The 16,069-nt window shown below is 66.3% G+C and carries 12 protein-coding genes; 9 read left to right on the forward strand and 3 right to left on the reverse strand.

Annotation, left to right across the window (positions count from 1 at the left end; all coding sequences use genetic code 11):
• Positions 1–200: 200 nt before the first annotated feature.
• On the forward strand, positions 201–1,034 hold the full coding sequence (locus tag ABWO17_RS02155) for a hypothetical protein (protein ID WP_353115595.1): 834 nt from the start codon (positions 201–203) through the stop codon (positions 1,032–1,034).
• On the forward strand, positions 1,000–1,653 hold the full coding sequence (locus tag ABWO17_RS02160) for a hypothetical protein (protein ID WP_353115597.1): 654 nt from the start codon (positions 1,000–1,002) through the stop codon (positions 1,651–1,653). The genes ABWO17_RS02155 and ABWO17_RS02160 overlap by 35 nt, the downstream gene beginning before the upstream one ends.
• 102 nt (positions 1,654–1,755) lie before the next feature.
• Here the strand turns inward: ABWO17_RS02160 and ABWO17_RS02165 are convergent, their stop codons facing one another.
• Genes ABWO17_RS02165 through ABWO17_RS02175 form a run of 3 tightly spaced genes read right to left on the reverse strand, consistent with a single transcriptional unit; the run spans position 1,756 to position 5,967 of the window.
• The gene (locus tag ABWO17_RS02165; RefSeq protein WP_353115599.1) at positions 1,756–2,514 is read right to left on the reverse strand and encodes a response regulator; all 759 of its coding nucleotides are present in this window, start codon (positions 2,512–2,514) and stop codon (positions 1,756–1,758) included.
• The gene (locus ABWO17_RS02170; protein WP_353115601.1) at positions 2,495–4,555 is read right to left on the reverse strand and encodes an ATP-binding protein; all 2,061 of its coding nucleotides are present in this window, start codon (positions 4,553–4,555) and stop codon (positions 2,495–2,497) included. The genes ABWO17_RS02165 and ABWO17_RS02170 overlap by 20 nt, the downstream gene beginning before the upstream one ends.
• Positions 4,552–5,967 carry an ABC transporter substrate-binding protein gene (locus ABWO17_RS02175; RefSeq protein ID WP_502914863.1) on the reverse strand — a complete coding sequence of 472 codons (1,416 nt, stop codon included), beginning with the start codon at positions 5,965–5,967 and terminating at the stop codon, positions 4,552–4,554. Before ABWO17_RS02175 ends, ABWO17_RS02170 begins: the two co-directional genes overlap by 4 nt.
• A 490-nt stretch (positions 5,968–6,457) precedes the next feature.
• Here ABWO17_RS02175 and ABWO17_RS02180 point away from each other — a divergent pair, with 490 nt between their 5' ends.
• The 7 genes from ABWO17_RS02180 (at position 6,458) to ABWO17_RS02210 (ending at position 15,889) form a co-directional block, all read left to right on the forward strand.
• The gene (locus ABWO17_RS02180) at positions 6,458–7,258 is read left to right on the forward strand and encodes a TlpA family protein disulfide reductase (RefSeq protein WP_353115603.1); all 801 of its coding nucleotides are present in this window, start codon (positions 6,458–6,460) and stop codon (positions 7,256–7,258) included.
• 174 nt (positions 7,259–7,432) lie between these two features.
• Positions 7,433–8,314: a transposase gene (locus tag ABWO17_RS02185; RefSeq protein ID WP_353115605.1), complete on the forward strand. Its 882-nt coding sequence runs from the start codon at positions 7,433–7,435 to the stop codon at positions 8,312–8,314.
• Positions 8,315–8,797: 483 nt separating this feature from the next.
• Positions 8,798–9,034 carry a hypothetical protein gene (locus tag ABWO17_RS02190; RefSeq protein ID WP_353115607.1) on the forward strand — a complete coding sequence of 79 codons (237 nt, stop codon included), beginning with the start codon at positions 8,798–8,800 and terminating at the stop codon, positions 9,032–9,034.
• A 74-nt stretch (positions 9,035–9,108) separates the two neighbouring features.
• Complete coding sequence (gene fdnG / locus ABWO17_RS02195; RefSeq protein WP_353115609.1) at positions 9,109–12,135, forward strand: formate dehydrogenase-N subunit alpha; 3,027 nt, start codon at positions 9,109–9,111, stop codon at positions 12,133–12,135.
• A gap of 2 nt (positions 12,136–12,137) precedes the next feature.
• Complete coding sequence (locus ABWO17_RS02200) at positions 12,138–12,845, forward strand: 4Fe-4S dicluster domain-containing protein (protein WP_353115611.1); 708 nt, start codon at positions 12,138–12,140, stop codon at positions 12,843–12,845.
• A gap of 336 nt (positions 12,846–13,181) precedes the next feature.
• A complete protein-coding gene (locus ABWO17_RS02205; RefSeq protein ID WP_353115613.1) occupies positions 13,182–13,928 on the forward strand; it encodes a molybdopterin-guanine dinucleotide biosynthesis protein MobB in 747 nt (248 codons plus the stop codon).
• 974 nt (positions 13,929–14,902) lie between these two features.
• Positions 14,903–15,889 (forward strand): MBL fold metallo-hydrolase, encoded by a 987-nt coding sequence (locus ABWO17_RS02210; protein ID WP_353115615.1) that lies wholly within the window; start codon positions 14,903–14,905, stop codon positions 15,887–15,889.
• The last annotated feature ends 180 nt before the right edge of the window (positions 15,890–16,069 follow it).

The following is a 16,069-nucleotide window of genomic DNA, read 5'->3' on the forward strand; positions in this document are numbered from 1 at the left end:
ATAGCAAAACAGATATCTGTTTTCGCTATATACTGCCATGGCCGAACCGTGCGCCGGGTTTGCATGCTGCGGCAAGGGGGCTGGTCCGACACCGGAGCGGCGTTTTTCGTATATCCCGTATCGTCCGGTTAGAGAAGTCCGCCCCGGATGCCCACAGGGCGGGGCAAGACGCGCACGGACGGTTCAGGCGAGGGGGCTGCGTGGATAATACCAACGGAGTGCAGGGCGGCTTTGGCGACCACCTGTTCTCACCAGTGACGATGGTCATGCTTCTGGTCGCCTTGGTAGGGGTTGCCGGTACTGCGGCATTTTCGTTCGTTCCCTTGAGAGTTCCGATGCTCCAATTGTTGTGCATGGTTGGGGGCGCTTACATTGTATTGGCCGTGGTGTGGCATCACCGTTGGGGCGTGCCGTTCCGGCCCGTGTTGCCGTATGTGCTGCTGGGTATTTTTTTGCTTTGGGGACTCGGGAATCTTGATGCCGTTAAGGCGCTCTATTCCAATGGCGAACCCACGCCAACTCCGATCCCCACTCCCCCGTCGGCCCCCGCTCCCACGCCTTTCCGTACGACAACATCGATCCCGACTCCGACGCCCACGCCCACGCCGGCTCCGACGCCCACGTCCAAGCGCGTATCAGCGCCGAAGCCTGTCAGCCCTGCGCGGCCTGGTGGGGGCGTGGATGTCATTGTCAGTGATCGGAAAATGGACGCCGCTCTACGGCAGGATGTCGAACGGATAGTGAAGCGCGAGGTAGGAACCCAGCACTACCTGCATGATGTGTTCGTCGAAGTGGATGTCGAATCGTTATTCTCGCGGGACGAGCGTGCGCCGGGCAAGGGAGACCTGTCTTCAACGGGTGCTCACGCCAAGGTGAGCATCGTCGCATATGCCCCGAACTCGAACCGGATTCTGCACAAGGTTAACGCTATTGGCCGGTCGGTGGCGTTTCAAGGACAGGAATCACCCATGGACCAAATGAAGAAGGAGGCGCTTTCGGATGCTCTTGAATCCGCGTTCAAACAGATTCGGTAGTGGGGTGGCTGGCGGGGCGGTGGCGCTGGCCATGGTGTGCATGCTGCTGGCGGCGGCATGCACGCCAAAATCGACCAATTCCGCGCAGGGGCCAAACGGCGCGCCGCCGCCTCCGCCCCCACCCATCGTGACCTCCAGTGGAGCGTCCTTGCAGCGGGTGGCGGTGATCGTCATCCCCGACAAGGGGTTCAATTCGGTACGGGCGGAAAACATGGCGCTGGAGGATCTCACGCGCAAGGGCTACCTGCTGGCCAGCCGATCGGACATCGACATGATCTTGCGGGAGCAGAAACTGCAATACAATCAGCTCATGGAAAAGGACTTCCGGGTCAAGCTGGCGGAATTGCTGAACGTGCAGGCCATGTTCGTCATCGAGGCCACGTCCATTTACCGGGGCTACAATCAGGGCAAGGAATATTTCGACGTGCGGGCCGTGGCGGCACGCCTGATCGACGCGCAGCATGGCACCGTGTTGTGGATCAAGAATGTCGAGCGGCCTGCGCCGGGTCTCGTGGAAGGGCTGGTCATGCTTTCCGTGTCCATCGTCGCGGGTGATGTCAGCGGAGATGTGGTCGAGGCGGCGCTGAAGGAATTTCCGCGCTGTGCCGCACGATCATAATCGGCCTGAACGGTATGCCGAAAGGGCTGCATGCGGTGTGCATGCAGCCCTTTCTTGCGTCCACGCCGCACCCAGCGCCGTCGCCGGTATCGCACCGCCTGGCTATTCCGCCGTCGCCGCCACCTCCACCGTGGCGTTGTGGGCAATGCCCACCACGTCGAACACGGTGGAAAGGTTGGGCGACACCCCGGTGACGCGCACCGCGCGCCCCAGCGTGCGGGCGTGGCGCACCAGTTCCGCCAGCACGGCAATGCCCGCGCCGTTCACCGAAACGGATGGCTCGAAGTCCAGTACCACGGTGGGGGCGCCGGTCAGCAGGGCCTCTTCGAACACGTGGCGCAGCACCGGTTCCGCCGGGCTGTTCACCGTGCCGCGTATGCGCACCACGGCGGTGTCGTCTCGAACCGCAGCGCCTGCGTCCCCGCCGTCCCGTGCAGCGCCCGTATCCGCCACCCCCGGTCCGGCCACCAGGCGGATTTCCTCTTCCTTGGCGCGCTTCAGACGGATGCGCTCTGCGGCGCGCGCAAGCGCGTGTTCCAGCGCCTCGCGCCGCACCGGCTTGTTGATGAAGTCGGTGGCGTCCAGGTGCAGCGCCTCGATGGCCAGTTCCGTGTCGCCGTGGCCGGTGATGACGATGACCTCGCTGCGCGGGTCGGCCTCCTTCAGGGCGCGCAGTACGTCCATGCCGTCGATGCCGGGCATCTTGATGTCGGTCAGCACCACGTCAGGGCGTTCGCGGTCAAAGCTGATCAACCCCTCCTCGCCAGATTCCGCCGCCAGCGGCACGTGCCCCAGCGCCTCCAGCAGCAGGCCGAACATCTTCAGGGTGGGCACCTCGTCGTCAATCACCAGGATGCGCATGACTGTCGTCCTTTCGTCCGCCGTGGGGCGGGGTATCGCGGTGGGCGGGCAGGCGCACGTGGAACGCGGTGCCCTTGCCCTCCGTGCTTTCGATGCGGATGTCGCCGCCGTAGTCGCGCACGATGCCGTACACGATGGACAGCCCAAGGCCCATGCCCTGGCCCGTGACCTTGGTGGTGAAGAACGGCTGGAAGATCTGCTCGCGCAGCGCCTCGGGAATGCCCGCGCCGTTGTCGGCCACGGTGGCCACCACGGTGTCGCCCTCGGCCTCGGCCCGCGTGGAGATGGTGATGACCCCGCGCAGGCCGCCGTCGGTGCGGGCGCGGTCCAGGATGGCGTCGCGGGCGTTGGTCACCAGGTTGAAGAACACCTGCTGCAACCGGTTTTCGTGGGCGCGCACAGGGGGCAGGCCCTCGGCCAGGTCCAGCTTCACCTCCACGTTCTGGAGCAGGAACTGGCGCTCCACCAGCGGCAGCACGGCGCGGGTGGGCCGGTTGATATCCAGCGGCTCGATGACCGTATCGGCCTTGCGGCCGAACGAACGCAGGGTGTTGATGATTTCCGTGGCGCGGTCCACCTGGGTGCAGATGTCGCGCGCCACCTCGTGCAGGCGCGACTGCGGCACCGGCAGCCCCTGCTCGATGACCAGCGACAGAAAGTCGCTGCCCATGCGGATGGCGTTGAGCGGCTGGTTCAGTTCGTGTGCCACCCCGGCGGACATTTCACCCAGCGACTTCATCTTGGCCGCCTGGATGATCTGGGCGTCCTTGTCCATCATTTCGGTGATGTCGGTGGTGGACACGATGATGGCGGGCCGCCCGCGATAGCTGATGGGGCAGGCGTGCAGGTTGACGTGGAACACGCTGCCGTCCTTGCGTACCTGCATGGCCTTGGGGATGTTCAGACAGCCGCCAGCCGCGTCGCCGCCATCGAACACGGTGTCGAACACGGCGCTGCACTCGCGCACGGTGTCGCCGCCCAGCACGGTGAGCGACAGGCCCTTCATCTCCTCGCGGGTATAGCCGTACATTTCCACGGCGCGCGGGTTGGCGTCCAGAATGCCAAGGTCGGTGCAGTCCACCACGAAGATGGGGTCCGGCCCGCTGTCGAACAGCGAGCGGTACTTGCCCTCCGATTCCTGCAACCGCTTGCGGTACAGCCGGATGGACCACACCATGTTGCGGAACGAGTCGGCCAGCTGGATCACCTCGTCGCCGCCGCGCTTGCGGTAGAACACGCAGGTGGGGCAGCTGTGCAGCCGCTCCGGCGACTGGCGCGGGCCACGGCGCTGCTCGTCAAAGTGCCAGCAGGGCAGGTCGGTGTTGCTGTAGGCGGGGCAGTCGTGGATGTCCCAGCCCGCGTCGGGCACGTCGAGGTCCACGGCGGTGTTGAAGTTGCCGCGCGAAAGATCGTCGGAAATGCGCGTCAGGCGCGTTACCGGCGCGGTGATGTACCGGGCGAGGTAGTGGCTGATGAAGAAGGTGATCACCACCACCGCCGTGATGAACCCCAGAAAGGTCACCCGCAGCTTGCCCACCAGGCTGTCCATGTGGTCCTTGCTGAGGCCCACGTGCACGTCGCCGATGCGGTACAGCCCCTCCTTCACCGGCACGGCGATGTCGTAGGCCGACATGCCCAGCACGTCCACCAGCTCCACGCTTTTGGCCACCCCGTCGGGCAGGGGGTTGGCCATGCGCAGGTATTCGGGGAATGGCTTGATGAAGGTGTGGGCCAGCACGGTGCCCTGCGGGTCGGTGACGAAGATGTACGCGATGAACTGGTGCCGCTCGCGCAGTTGGGCCTCGTCGAAGATCAGCCCCACCAGTTGCGGCACGTCGTTGTCCAGGATGTACCCCGCCCCGCGTGCCGCCACGCTGTGGGCGATGGCCGCGCCGCGCAGTTCCAGTTCCGCCGTCAGGCCGGAAACCAGGATCCACCGGGCCAGCAGGGCGATGGTGCCGCTGATGGCCATGATCACCACCAGGATGGTGATGAAGAACTTCTGTTGCAGCCCCAGGCGCTGGAAGCGACGCAGGATCATGGCCGGACCTCCGCAGTGCCGGGCCGGACCTCCGCAGTGCCGGGCCGGACCGTGATGTCGCCGACCGGGGAGGAGGGCGCGGTGCCGGGGGGCGCGTCGGGCCGGGGGGCCTGTTCCGCCCCGGAGAGTGCGGGGGCTTGATCGGGAGCCTGATCGGGAGCCTGCCCGGACGCCTCGTCGGGAGTCGGTGCGGGCAGGGGGCGCACTTCGCCAAAATCGCGGATCAGATCGAACTGCCCGTCGTGCAGCCGGGTGAAGTACACCTGGTTCATGCCCTGCCTGCTTTCGGGCGAAAAGGACACGTAGGTGCTGCCGCCCAGCGGGTAGTCGCGCAACGATTCCAGGGCCTGCACGAAGCCTTCGCGGGTCAGGTTGCGACCGGCGCGGCGCAGCCCTTCCACCAGGATGCGCGCGTTGACGTAGCCTTCAAGGCCGATGGTGTTGGGCGTCTCGTCGGGAAAGTAGCGGCGCAGCAGTTGCACGTAGTCGGCGGCGGCGGCCAGCAGGTCGGGGGTTTCCTTGGCGCGCGGGGGCGGCACCACCTGCGACATGGTCACCGGGTTCACCGGCGCGTTGCCCAGCAGCCGGGCCAGTTCTTCCGCCCCGGTGAACGACAGGCAGTGGAACACCGCGCGCAGGCCCGCCTGTTCCGCCAGGCGGATGAACCGGGCCGAGGGCTCGTAGGTGCCCACCATGACCACGGCCTGGGCGTCGGCGGCCAGGATGCGGCGCAGCCCTTCCTCCACCTTGGTGGTGCCGCGCACGTATGAGCCGCGCGTCACCGGGGCCAGGCCCAGTTCGCGCAGGGCTATTTCCGTGCCGGTCAGCCCGTCGAAGCCGTAGGCGTCGTACTGGTAGAACACGGCGATGCGCGTCAGCCCAAGGTCGCGCACCAGATGGCGCACGGCGGCCTTGGTTTCCTGGTAGTACGAGGCGCGCACGTTGAACACGTAGCGGTTGAACGGTTCGCGCAGGCCGTTGGCCCCGGTGAACATGCCCACCAGCGGGATGCGCGCCTCTTCCACCAGCGGCAGCACGCGCATGGTGGTGGGCGTGCCCACGTAGCTGAACAGGGCGAACACGTCGCCGTCGATAAGAAAACGCTGGGTGTTGGCCAGGCAGCGGGGCGGGTCGTAGCCATCGTCGGCGGCGGTGACCATGATGCGCCGCCCGTGCACCCCGCCGGTGTCGTTGATGTGGTGGATGTACGACAGCGCGCCGCGCAGGGTCTGCACGCCAAGGTAGCTGGCATGCCCGGTCAGGGCCAGGGAAGAGGCGAGGTGGATGGCGTCGTCGGTGACGCCCGGCGCGGTTGCGTCTTCCTGCTGGCGCGGGCTGTCGGCGTTGCAGGCGGCCAGCAGGGGGGGCAACGCCAGCAGGAGCAACAGCGGCAACAATGGCAACAGGGGCAACAGGGGAAACAGGGGAAACAGGGACAGCAGGCGGTGCCGGGCGGCATGGCGTTGGGCGGGGCGTGCCGGGGCGGATGCCGGAGCGGGTGCCGGAGCGGATCGGCAAATCCCCCCGGCTCGGCCCAAGGGAGCCTGATGCCGGGCGGCGGCGCGCGATGCGGCGGTGCGCGTGGTCACACTTGCTCTCCCTGCTCTTGGGGCGTTGCCCGGTGAAATCCGGGGGGCGGATGCACGCCAAGGGTGCGCGCCGTGCGGACTGTAGCCCGACGACGGCGGAAAGTTCAAGGGTGCGCGAGGCCCGGAAAGAAATGCGCGCGGTATCCCCATGCGGTGCGGAACCGCCGGGAATGGCTGAAAAACGGCGCGGAGGGCCGGTTGGCGGGCGATACCCCGTTGTCAGAACTGCGGAGCGCGGCTACACTTTTTGATGGTGCCACGAGGCGCGGCCCGGCACCACGCACACCTGCCGCGTCGGCACATGGGAGTCCGGATGGCATCGTTTTTCCTGCGTAGGGTCATGTGGATGCATGGGCTGCACCCGCACGGGGTGACGGGGCGGTGCGCCGTGCCCATGGCTGGGCTGGCCCCGCTGCTTCGGCTGTTCCGGTGCGGCGTGCTGGCGGTGGCGTGCCTGCTGGCGATTGCCGTATCTCCGCCCCCCGTGGTTCGGGCGGGGCAGGGCGCCGCGCCGATGGAACAGCCCGGCGCGGGCGATGCGGCTGCGGTCTGGCCGTCCGGCGTGCGCTTTCCGGACATCGCCCTTGGCGCCCCCTCGCCGGATACCGGCTGGAGTGGCGGCCCGGACGTGGCCATGCCCGCCCCCGTGGCGGGGCCTGCCGGGGCCGCTGGTCCTGCCGGGGCCGCCGATCCAGAAGGGCTGCCCGGCCGCCTTTCCGATCTGCGCGGGCAGGTGTTCATCGTGAACATGTACAGCTGGTTCTGCGCGCCCTGCCAGGAAGAAGCCCCGACCCTGCGCGCCCTGCATGCGCGGATATCGACCGCCAGCCACGGCGAACTGGCCGGGCGGGTGCGGCTGGTGGGCATTGCCGCCGGTGATGACTGGAATCTGGTGCAGGCCTTTCGCCAGCGGCACGGGCTGGCCTTTCCCCTGTTTGCCGACCCGGAACTGGCCGTGCATGGCCAACTGGGCGGTCTGCCGGTGCCGTACACCTGGGTGCTGCGGCGCGAGGCCGACGGGTTTCGGGTGCTGTTCACCCATGCCGGGGCGCTTTCCGGCACTCCGGCGGAGTTTCTGGACCGCGTGCTGGCGGCGGCGGGGCCGCTGCACTGAGCGGCGGGGGAAGCGAAAGCCGGAGCAGGAGCCGGAGCAGCGACCGAAACAAGGATGGAGGCCGGGGCGGCGTCCGGGACGCGGTGCGTCCTTTGGGACGCTGGGACGCGGTGCGTCCGGCGGGGACACGGGGACGCATTGCGCGCCAAGGGTGATTTGGGCTACCAGAACGATATGGAATCGTTGCCCGAAGAGCCGTGCCTTGCCTCGGAAGAGGCGGCCCTTGCCCACCTTATGGAACACTGCTGGCCCGGCGGGCGCAGTTTCTGCCCCCGCTGCGGCGGGGGGCGGCTGTACGAGCTGTCGGCGGGGCGCTGGCGCTGTGCGGGCTGCAAGTACACCTTTCACCCCTTTTCCGGCCGCTGGATCAACAACGGCAACCTCACGCCGCTGACCTGGCTGCGCCTGCTGCACCTGTACGCGGGCGAGGCCACCGTGCACACCCTGGCCGCCGAACTGGGCCTTTCGTACAACGCCGCCTACAAGGCCGTGACCACGGCGCGCTTCGCCATCCTGGCCCATGCGCCCGACGCCCGCCAACTGCTGGGGCCGGAAACCGGCCTTGGCGGCTACCTGAAGGGCAAGAAGCTGACCGGAGAGCCCAAGGGCGAGGGAGGGCAGGTGCCCATTCCCGTGTTCGGCATTCTGGAGCGCAATGGATGGGTGTTCATCGACCTTGTTTCCGGCCTGTCCGCCGAGACGGTGTTCCACTTCAACCACAATTTCCACCTGCGCATCGAACGTTCGGGCAATCTGGTGCATACCGCGCCCTATCGCCATTACGACGCGCTGGTGCTGTGCGGTGACGATTCGCTGCCCTACGAGTACATCCGGCGGCGGGCCGACGGCCAGGCGGAACCGAAGAGCGAGTTCTGGAAGTTCGCCGGGGGGCGGCTGCGCGCCTTCAAGGGCGTGTCGCCCCAGCGTTTTCCCCTGTACCTCAAGGAACTGGAATTCCGCTTCAACCATCGGCGCGAGAACCTGTTCGCCACGCTGGTGCGCTACCTGTGCGACATGGTGCCCGACGTGCCGGAGCTGGATGAATCCCGCCCGTAGGGGGTGTTTCTGGATTGTCTTTTTGTCCGTTGGCTTCGTGCGCAACGCGCGTGCTGAGGGGCATTCGCTGAGGATGACCGCCCCCCTCTCCCCATAAGGCTGACACCCCCTCCCGCGGGATAATTCGTCACTGTTTTACACCTGACTCGTGTTTATTTGGCCCGTGCCCGGTTTTCCGGTTGCGGGCCTTATTCTTTGCATTCCGGTGTGTTGCGTCATTCGTGTCGCCTCGGGGGGCGGTGTGGCTTGGTGCCAAAGTGCAATTATATGTTTTTTGACATCATGTAACGGGCGCGAATGATGGCACAAAAAACCCGGCATCAGTGCAGGACCGTGCGCAGGAAACGGAGCATTGATGCGCCGCACAGTCACGCCTAACACCTTGCTGTAACAGGAAAGAAGCCTCGTTTGCGCCGCCGGGAACGGTGCGGAGGGGGCAGGGGACCGGCATGCCGCCGGGCCTCTACAGGGAAAGGGGACACCATGTTCGCATACCCTGCAACACATGAGGTGCCGGGGAAAACCCCGCTGCCGTTCTCGGGCCTGGGACACGACCTGGCGCCCGTGGCATCGCACGTCCGCCTGCTGGCATGGATTCCCGTGCGGCGGATGCGCGATGCCCGGCCACATGCGGTGTGGCGTCGCCACGCGGGGCATGCGCCCCGCCGCGCGGGCTACGCGCTGCTGGTGGAACTGGGACGGGAAACCAGGGGGCGCTGAATGCGCGGCGCCACCGGCGCATGCGCATCCAGGCACCCTGCGGCAACGGTGCAACCGGTACGCAAGGAGGCATGATGACTGTCAATCGCAGGCAATTTCTCAAGCTGAGCGCGGGCGCCACCCTGGCGAGCGCGTTCGGCGGGCTGGGGATCAGCCTTGCGCCCTCGGTGGCGCGGGCCGAACTCCAGAAACTCCAGTGGGCAAAGCAGACCACCTCGGTCTGCTGTTACTGTGCGGTGGGCTGCGGGCTCATCGTTCACACCGCCAAGAACGGCGAGGGCCGTGCCGTCAACGTGGAAGGCGACCCGGACCATCCGATCAACGAAGGTTCCCTGTGCCCCAAGGGCGCGTCCATCTTCCAGCTGGGCGAAAACGACGCCCGTCCGCCCAAGCCCCTGTACCGCGCGCCGAACAGCGGCGAGTGGAAGGAAGTGGAATGGGACTGGGCGCTCACCGAAATCGCCAGGCGCGTCAAGAAGACCCGCGACGAATCCTTCCAGCTGGCCAACGCGGCCGGTGAAACGGTGAACCGGACGGAGGCCATCGCCTCGTTCGGCTCCGCCGCCATGGATAACGAGGAATGCTGGGCCTACCAGGTCATCCTCAGAAGCCTCGGCCTGGTGTTCATCGAACACCAGGCGCGGATCTGACACAGCCCCACTGTACCGGCTCTGGCAGAGTCGTTCGGTCGAGGTGCGATGACGAATCACTGGAACGATCTTGCGAACAGTGATTGTGTGTTGATCATGGGCAGCAACGCTGCCGAAAACCATCCCATTTCCTTCAAGTGGGTGCTGCGCGCGCAGGACAGGGGCGCCACGCTGATTCACGTGGACCCGCGCTTCACGCGCACGTCCGCCAAGTGCGACATCTACGCCCCCATCCGTTCGGGCGCGGACATTCCCTTCCTTGGCGGCCTCATCAAGTACATCCTCGAAAACAAGCTGTACTTTGACGAGTACGTGCGTGAATACACCAACGCCTCGCTCATTGTCGGTGAAAAATTCTCGTTCAAGGACGGCCTGTTCAGCGGCTACGACGCGGACAAGCGCAAGTACGACAAGTCGCAGTGGGCCTTCGAACTGGACGAGAACGGCGTGCCCAGGCGCGACCCCTCGCTGAAGCACCCCCGGTGCGTGCTCAACCTGCTGAAGAAGCACTACGAGCGTTACACCGTGGACAAGGTGGCCGACATCACCGGCACGCCCAAGGACCTCATCCTGAAGGTCTACAAGGCCTACGCGGCCACGGGCAAGCCGGACAAGGCGGGCACCATCATGTACGCCATGGGCTGGACGCAGCATTCCGTGGGCGTGCAGAACATCCGTACCATGTGCATGATCCAGCTTCTGCTGGGCAACATCGGCGTGGCGGGCGGCGGCGTCAACGCGCTGCGCGGCGAATCCAACGTGCAGGGTTCCACCGACCAGGGCCTGCTGGCCCACATCTGGCCGGGGTACAACCCCACCCCCACCACCAAGCAGGCCACGCTGGACCTGTACAACACCATCACGCCGCAGTCCAAGGACCCCATGAGCGTGAACTGGTGGCAGAACCGGCCCAAGTACGTGGCCAGCTACCTGAAGGCCCTGTATCCCGACCTGGCCCCGGCGGATGCCTACGACATCATGCCCAAGCTTGATGCGTCCAAGCCCGCCACCTACTACTTCTGGCTGAACATCTTCGACAAGATGGACAAGGGCGACGTGAAGGGCTGCTTCGCGTGGGGCATGAACCCCGCCTGCGGCGGCGCCAACGCCAACAAGAACCGGCGCGCGCTGGGCAAGCTGGACTGGCTGGTCAACGTCAACATCTTCGAGAACGAAACCTCGTCGTTCTGGAAGGGACCGGGCATGAAGCCCGAGGAAATCGGCACGGAAGTGTTCTTCCTGCCGTGCGCCGTGTCCATCGAGAAGGAAGGCTCCGTTGCCAACTCCGGCCGCTGGATGCAGTGGCGCTATCGCGGTCCGAAGCCCTGGGGCGCAACCAAGCCCGACGGCGATATCATGCTGGAAATGATGCACAAGATTCGCGACATCTACGCCAAGGAAGGCGGGGTGCACGCCGACCCCATCCTGAAGCTGAACATCAAGGACTGGGAAGAACACAACGAGTTCTCCCCGGCCAAGACGGCCAAGCTGATGAACGGCTACTTCCTGAAGGACACGGAAGTGGGCGGCAAGCAGTTCAAGGCCGGGCAGCAGGTGCCCTCGTTCGCCTTCCTGACGGCGGACGGCTCCACCTGTTCCGGCAACTGGCTGCATGCCGGGTCGTTCACCGATGCGGGCAACATGATGGCCCGCCGCGACACCGCGCAGACGCCGGAGCAGGCGCGCATCGGCCTGTTCCCCAACTGGTCGTTCTGCTGGCCTGTGAACCGGCGCATCATCTACAACCGCGCCTCGGTGGACAAGACCGGCAAGCCCTGGAACCCGGACAAGGCCGTCATCGAATGGAAGGACGGCAAGTGGGTGGGCGACGTGGTGGACGGCGGCGGCGACCCCGGCACCAAGCACCCGTTCATCATGCAGACGCACGGCTTCGGCGCGCTGTACGGTCCGGGGCGCGAGGAAGGCCCCCTGCCCGAGCACTACGAGCCGCTGGAGTGCCCGGTTTCCAAGAACCCGTTCTCGAAACAGCTGCACAACCCGGTGGCCTTCAAGATCGAGGGTGAAAAGTCGGCGGTGTGCGATCCGAAGTTCCCCTTCATCGGCACCACCTACCGCGTCACCGAACACTGGCAGACCGGCCTGATGACCCGCCGTTGCGCCTGGCTGGTGGAAGCGGAACCCGAGATCTTCGCTGAAATCAGCAAGGAACTGGCCAAGCTGCGCGGCATCAAGAACGGCGACCGCGTCAAGGTCTCGAGCCTGCGCGGTTCGCTGGAAGCGGTGGCCATCGTCACCGAGCGCATCAAGCCCTACAAGGTCATGGGCGCGGAAATCCACATGGTGGGCCTGCCCTGGCACTACGGCTGGATGGTGCCCAGAAACGGCGGCGATACGGCCAACCTGCTCACGCCGTCGGCGGGCGACCCGAACACCGGCATCCCCGAGACCAAGGCGTTCATGGTCGATATCCGCAAGGTGGGAGGTAAGTAGTCATGGGAAAGATGTTCTTCATCGACCTTACCCGCTGCACCGGCTGCCGCGGCTGCCAGATAGCCTGCAAGCAGTGGAAGAACCTGCCCGCCGAGGAAACCCGTAATACCGGTTCGCACCAGAATCCGCCGGACCTCTCGTACGTCACCCTGAAGACGGTGCGCTTCGAGGAAGGCGTGTTCGACAAGAAGATGGACTGGCTGTTCTTTCCCGAACAGTGCCGCCATTGCGTCGAGCCCCCCTGCAAGGGCCAGGCGGACGTGGACCTGGAAGGCGCCGTGCTGAAGGACGAGGCGACCGGGGCCGTCATCTTCACCGAACTCACCGCCAAGGTGGACGGCGAGATGGTGCGTTCCGCCTGCCCCTACGACATCCCGCGCCGCGACGCGGCCACCGGCCTGCTGTCCAAGTGCGACATGTGCAATGACCGGGTGCAGAACGGCCTGCTGCCCGCCTGCGTGAAGACCTGCCCCACCGGGTGCATGAACTTCGGCGACGAGGCGGACATGACGGAACTGGCCAACAAGCGTCTGGCCGAAGTGAAGAAGAAGCACCCCAAGGCCGTCCTGGGCGACCCCAACGACGTGCGCGTGGTGTACCTGTTCCAGCGCGACCCCAAGAGCTACTTCGAGCACGCGGTGGCGGAACTGGAATCCGGCCCGCTCACCCGCAAGCAGCTGTTCGCCAGGCTGTTCCGGGCGCGCGCGTAACCTAGAACTGAAATGCAAGCCGGCCCGCCGCACCGCGTTTTCGACAACGCGCGGCGGGCCGGTGTTTTCTCCATCATCCCTGCCTCCTTGGGCGCGGAGCGGTTTCCCGCCTGCTTCGCGCCGGGCGGTGCCTGCGGCAATGCATGTGGCGAACGGCCAAGTGCATGGTGGCGGCAGCGCGCAAGGTGGCATCCCGCGCCGTCCGTGCGCCCGCGTTCCCCTGCCGGGAAAGGGGCGTGCGGACGGCGCTCCTTTTTTTCGCACGACTTGTGCCGGAACCGGGGCAACGCTAGGATGGAAGCCAAAAGAACCACACGCGGGCCAGCGCGCGGGAGCATGTCCGCGTACCGCAGCAGCCATACGGAGGACGCCGTGAAGGCAGTGAGCATCATCGGGTTCAAGAATTCGGGCAAGACCACCTGCACCGCGCTGCTGGCCGACGCGCTGGAGGCGCGCGGCCTGACCGTGGCCGTGGCCAAGCATACCCACCACAGCCTGGACAAGGCGGAAACCGACACCGCCCGGCTGATGAAGCCGGGGCGCACGGTCATCGGCATTGCCGAGGGCGAGTGCGCGGTGTTCTGGTCCACCCGGCGGCATCTGGCCGACCTGCTGCCGCTGGTGTGTGCCGACGTGTTGCTGGTGGAGGGGGGCAAGAGCCTTGGCTGGCTGCCGCGCGTGCTGTGCCTGCGCGAGGCGGGCGAGGCCCAGGCCCTGGACAGGGGGCTGGCGCTGGCCACTTTTGGCGGGGTGGGCGCGGAAGGGCTGCCCCGGTTCGACGCGGCCAGCGTGGAGGCGCTGGCGGAACTGGTGGCGGAGCGGGGCTTCGTGCTGCCGGGGCTGGACTGCGGGGCCTGCGGGCAGCAGGACTGTGCCGGGTTTGCCCGCATGGTGGTGGCCCATCAGGCCGTGGCGGGCGACTGCTGTTCCGTGGACGGTCCCCTGTCGGTGACGGTGAACGGGCATCAACTGGGGCTGAACCCCTTCGTGGCCCGCATCGTCTCCGGTGCGCTGAAGGGTATGCTTGCGGAACTGAAGGGCTATTCGCCAGGGGCGGAAGTGGTCATCCGCCTTGCGGAGTAGGAATTGCCGCAAAAGCATGTGTCCACTGCCGTGAAGGATAGTGGATTGTATGCTCTAATATGCCGCTTTCATTCGCTAAAAAAATCACAAAAACCTGCGGCGAAATGCTGGACTCCTGCCGGGAACTCGACTAAGCAGGAATTGTGTCTGGTTGGTTGCACAGTCTGTGTGCCAGCCGGACCCGCGCCGCAGCAACTGCCGTGTCCGGCTTCGGGCCGGGGCGGGTGGTGTCAAGGCGACCGCGACATGGGCACGGTCATGGCGGTGCCCATGCATGGAGAGACGAGAGTACCCACGCCCCCAACGGCGGGCCGCCGCCCTGCCGGGGGCGATTTGAGAGACGAGAACAACGGGGCCAATGCTCCCGGCCCCGCCGATCATGCCTGTTCGGTTCTCCCTCTTGCCCTGCGGGGCCAGGGACGCCCACACCCCTGGCCCCACCCTCTCCTCCCTGCCGTGACCTTTGGTGAACGGCGCGAATTTCCATATCGCCTGCCTCCACATGGCGAATCCGCCCTTGCACGGTCCGGTGAGTCGGCAGTCCCGGATCGATACGCGACAGGCGGTGCGCGTCCGCCGCTTCCCGGTTCCGCCCCGGCGGAACAGGCGAGACGACGCAGGACAGGCCCGGTGCCCCGTGCACCGGGCCTGTTGCCTTTTCCGCCCCCTCCGGTTTTTCCCCGGACTTCGGGCTGTGTCTCCATCCGCCTGTATCCTGTTTCATTCGGCCCGCGTGCCGCCGCATCTCGTCCCGCCCTGCCTTTCTGCCTGGTCGCAGTGCGATGCGTAGTGGTATGCATCAGGTGCCAAGGTATCCTTATGGGTACAATGGAACAGAATGGTGCGTACTTGTGTCAAGCGCGTCAGCTGCTATTTCGTCATGTACATGCCATCCGGACCGAACAGTCGCCACGCGGCGGCCCGGCAACGCCCGTTCCGGGCATGGCGTGGCGTGGCGAACAGGAGACAGCGAAATGATAGGCAGACGCAGGTTCATGCAGGGGGCGATGCTGGCTGTGGCGGGTACGGTGCTGGGCAAGGTGGTGCCCCCGGCCGTGGCGGCACCCGTGCCCAGGGTGGGGCGGCAGGCCCCCGGCTATTTTCGCATGCTGCTGGGCGATGTGGAGGTTACCGCACTGTACGATGGCGGCGTGGGCATTTCTTCCAAGCTGCTGCATGGCGCGACGGAGTCCGAGGTGAACAGGCTGCTGGACGACGCGTATATTGATCCGCAGGCAGGTATCCCCGCGTCCATCAATGCGTTTCTCGTCAACACCGGGCGCAACCTGATCCTTGTGGATACCGGGGTGGGGACCTACTTCGGCGACAAGGCCGGGCTGCTGCCGCAGAGTCTGGTCGAGGCCGGGTACCGTCCCGAACAGGTGGACACCGTGCTGCTCACCCATCTGCATTCCGACCATGCCCTGGGGTTGGTGGATGGGGCGGGCAAGCCGCTGTTCACCGGGGCCGAGGTGCGCGTGCACGAGGCGGAAGTGGCCTACTGGCTCAGCCCCGGCGCGGAAAATCGCGTCACCGAAGGGCAGCGCGTGGTGTTGCCCGCGCTGCGCGCCGCAGTCGAGCCGTACCGCGCCGCCGGGTCGCTGCGCCCCTTCAAGGCTGGCGAACCAACGGTGCCCGGAGTGGCGGCGGAACCCATCCTTGGCCATACGCCGGGACACTACGGGTTCCGCATCGGATCGGGCGGGGCCAGCCTGCTGTGCTGGGGCGACGTGGTGCACTGCATGGATGTGCAGTTTCCCCGCCCGGCGGTGACCATCGACTTCGACGCGGACCAGGCCAAGGCCTTTCCCGCACGCCAGAAGGTCCTGGCTCGCGCTGCCCGCGAGCGGCACTGGGTGGCCGGGGCTCATCTGCCGTTTCCGGGCATCGGCCGCGTGCGGGCAAGGGATGGCGGCTATTCCTGGCTGCCCGCCCCGTATGCGGCCCTGCCCGTGGGGTAGGGGGGCGACCGGACACGCCAGACACGCTCGGACACGCCAGACACGCCCAGGCAGGCCCAGGCAGGCCCAAGCAGGCCCAGGCAGGCCCAGACAGGCCCTGACGGGGTGTGCTGTGCGGAACATCCTTCGCAAGATGAACGGGGCATGGCCGGGAGTTGCCGGCCATGCCCCGTGTGCATG

The sequence above is a fragment of the Nitratidesulfovibrio sp. genome (assembly GCF_040373385.1).
Classification (GTDB): Bacteria; Desulfobacterota; Desulfovibrionia; order Desulfovibrionales; family Desulfovibrionaceae; genus Cupidesulfovibrio.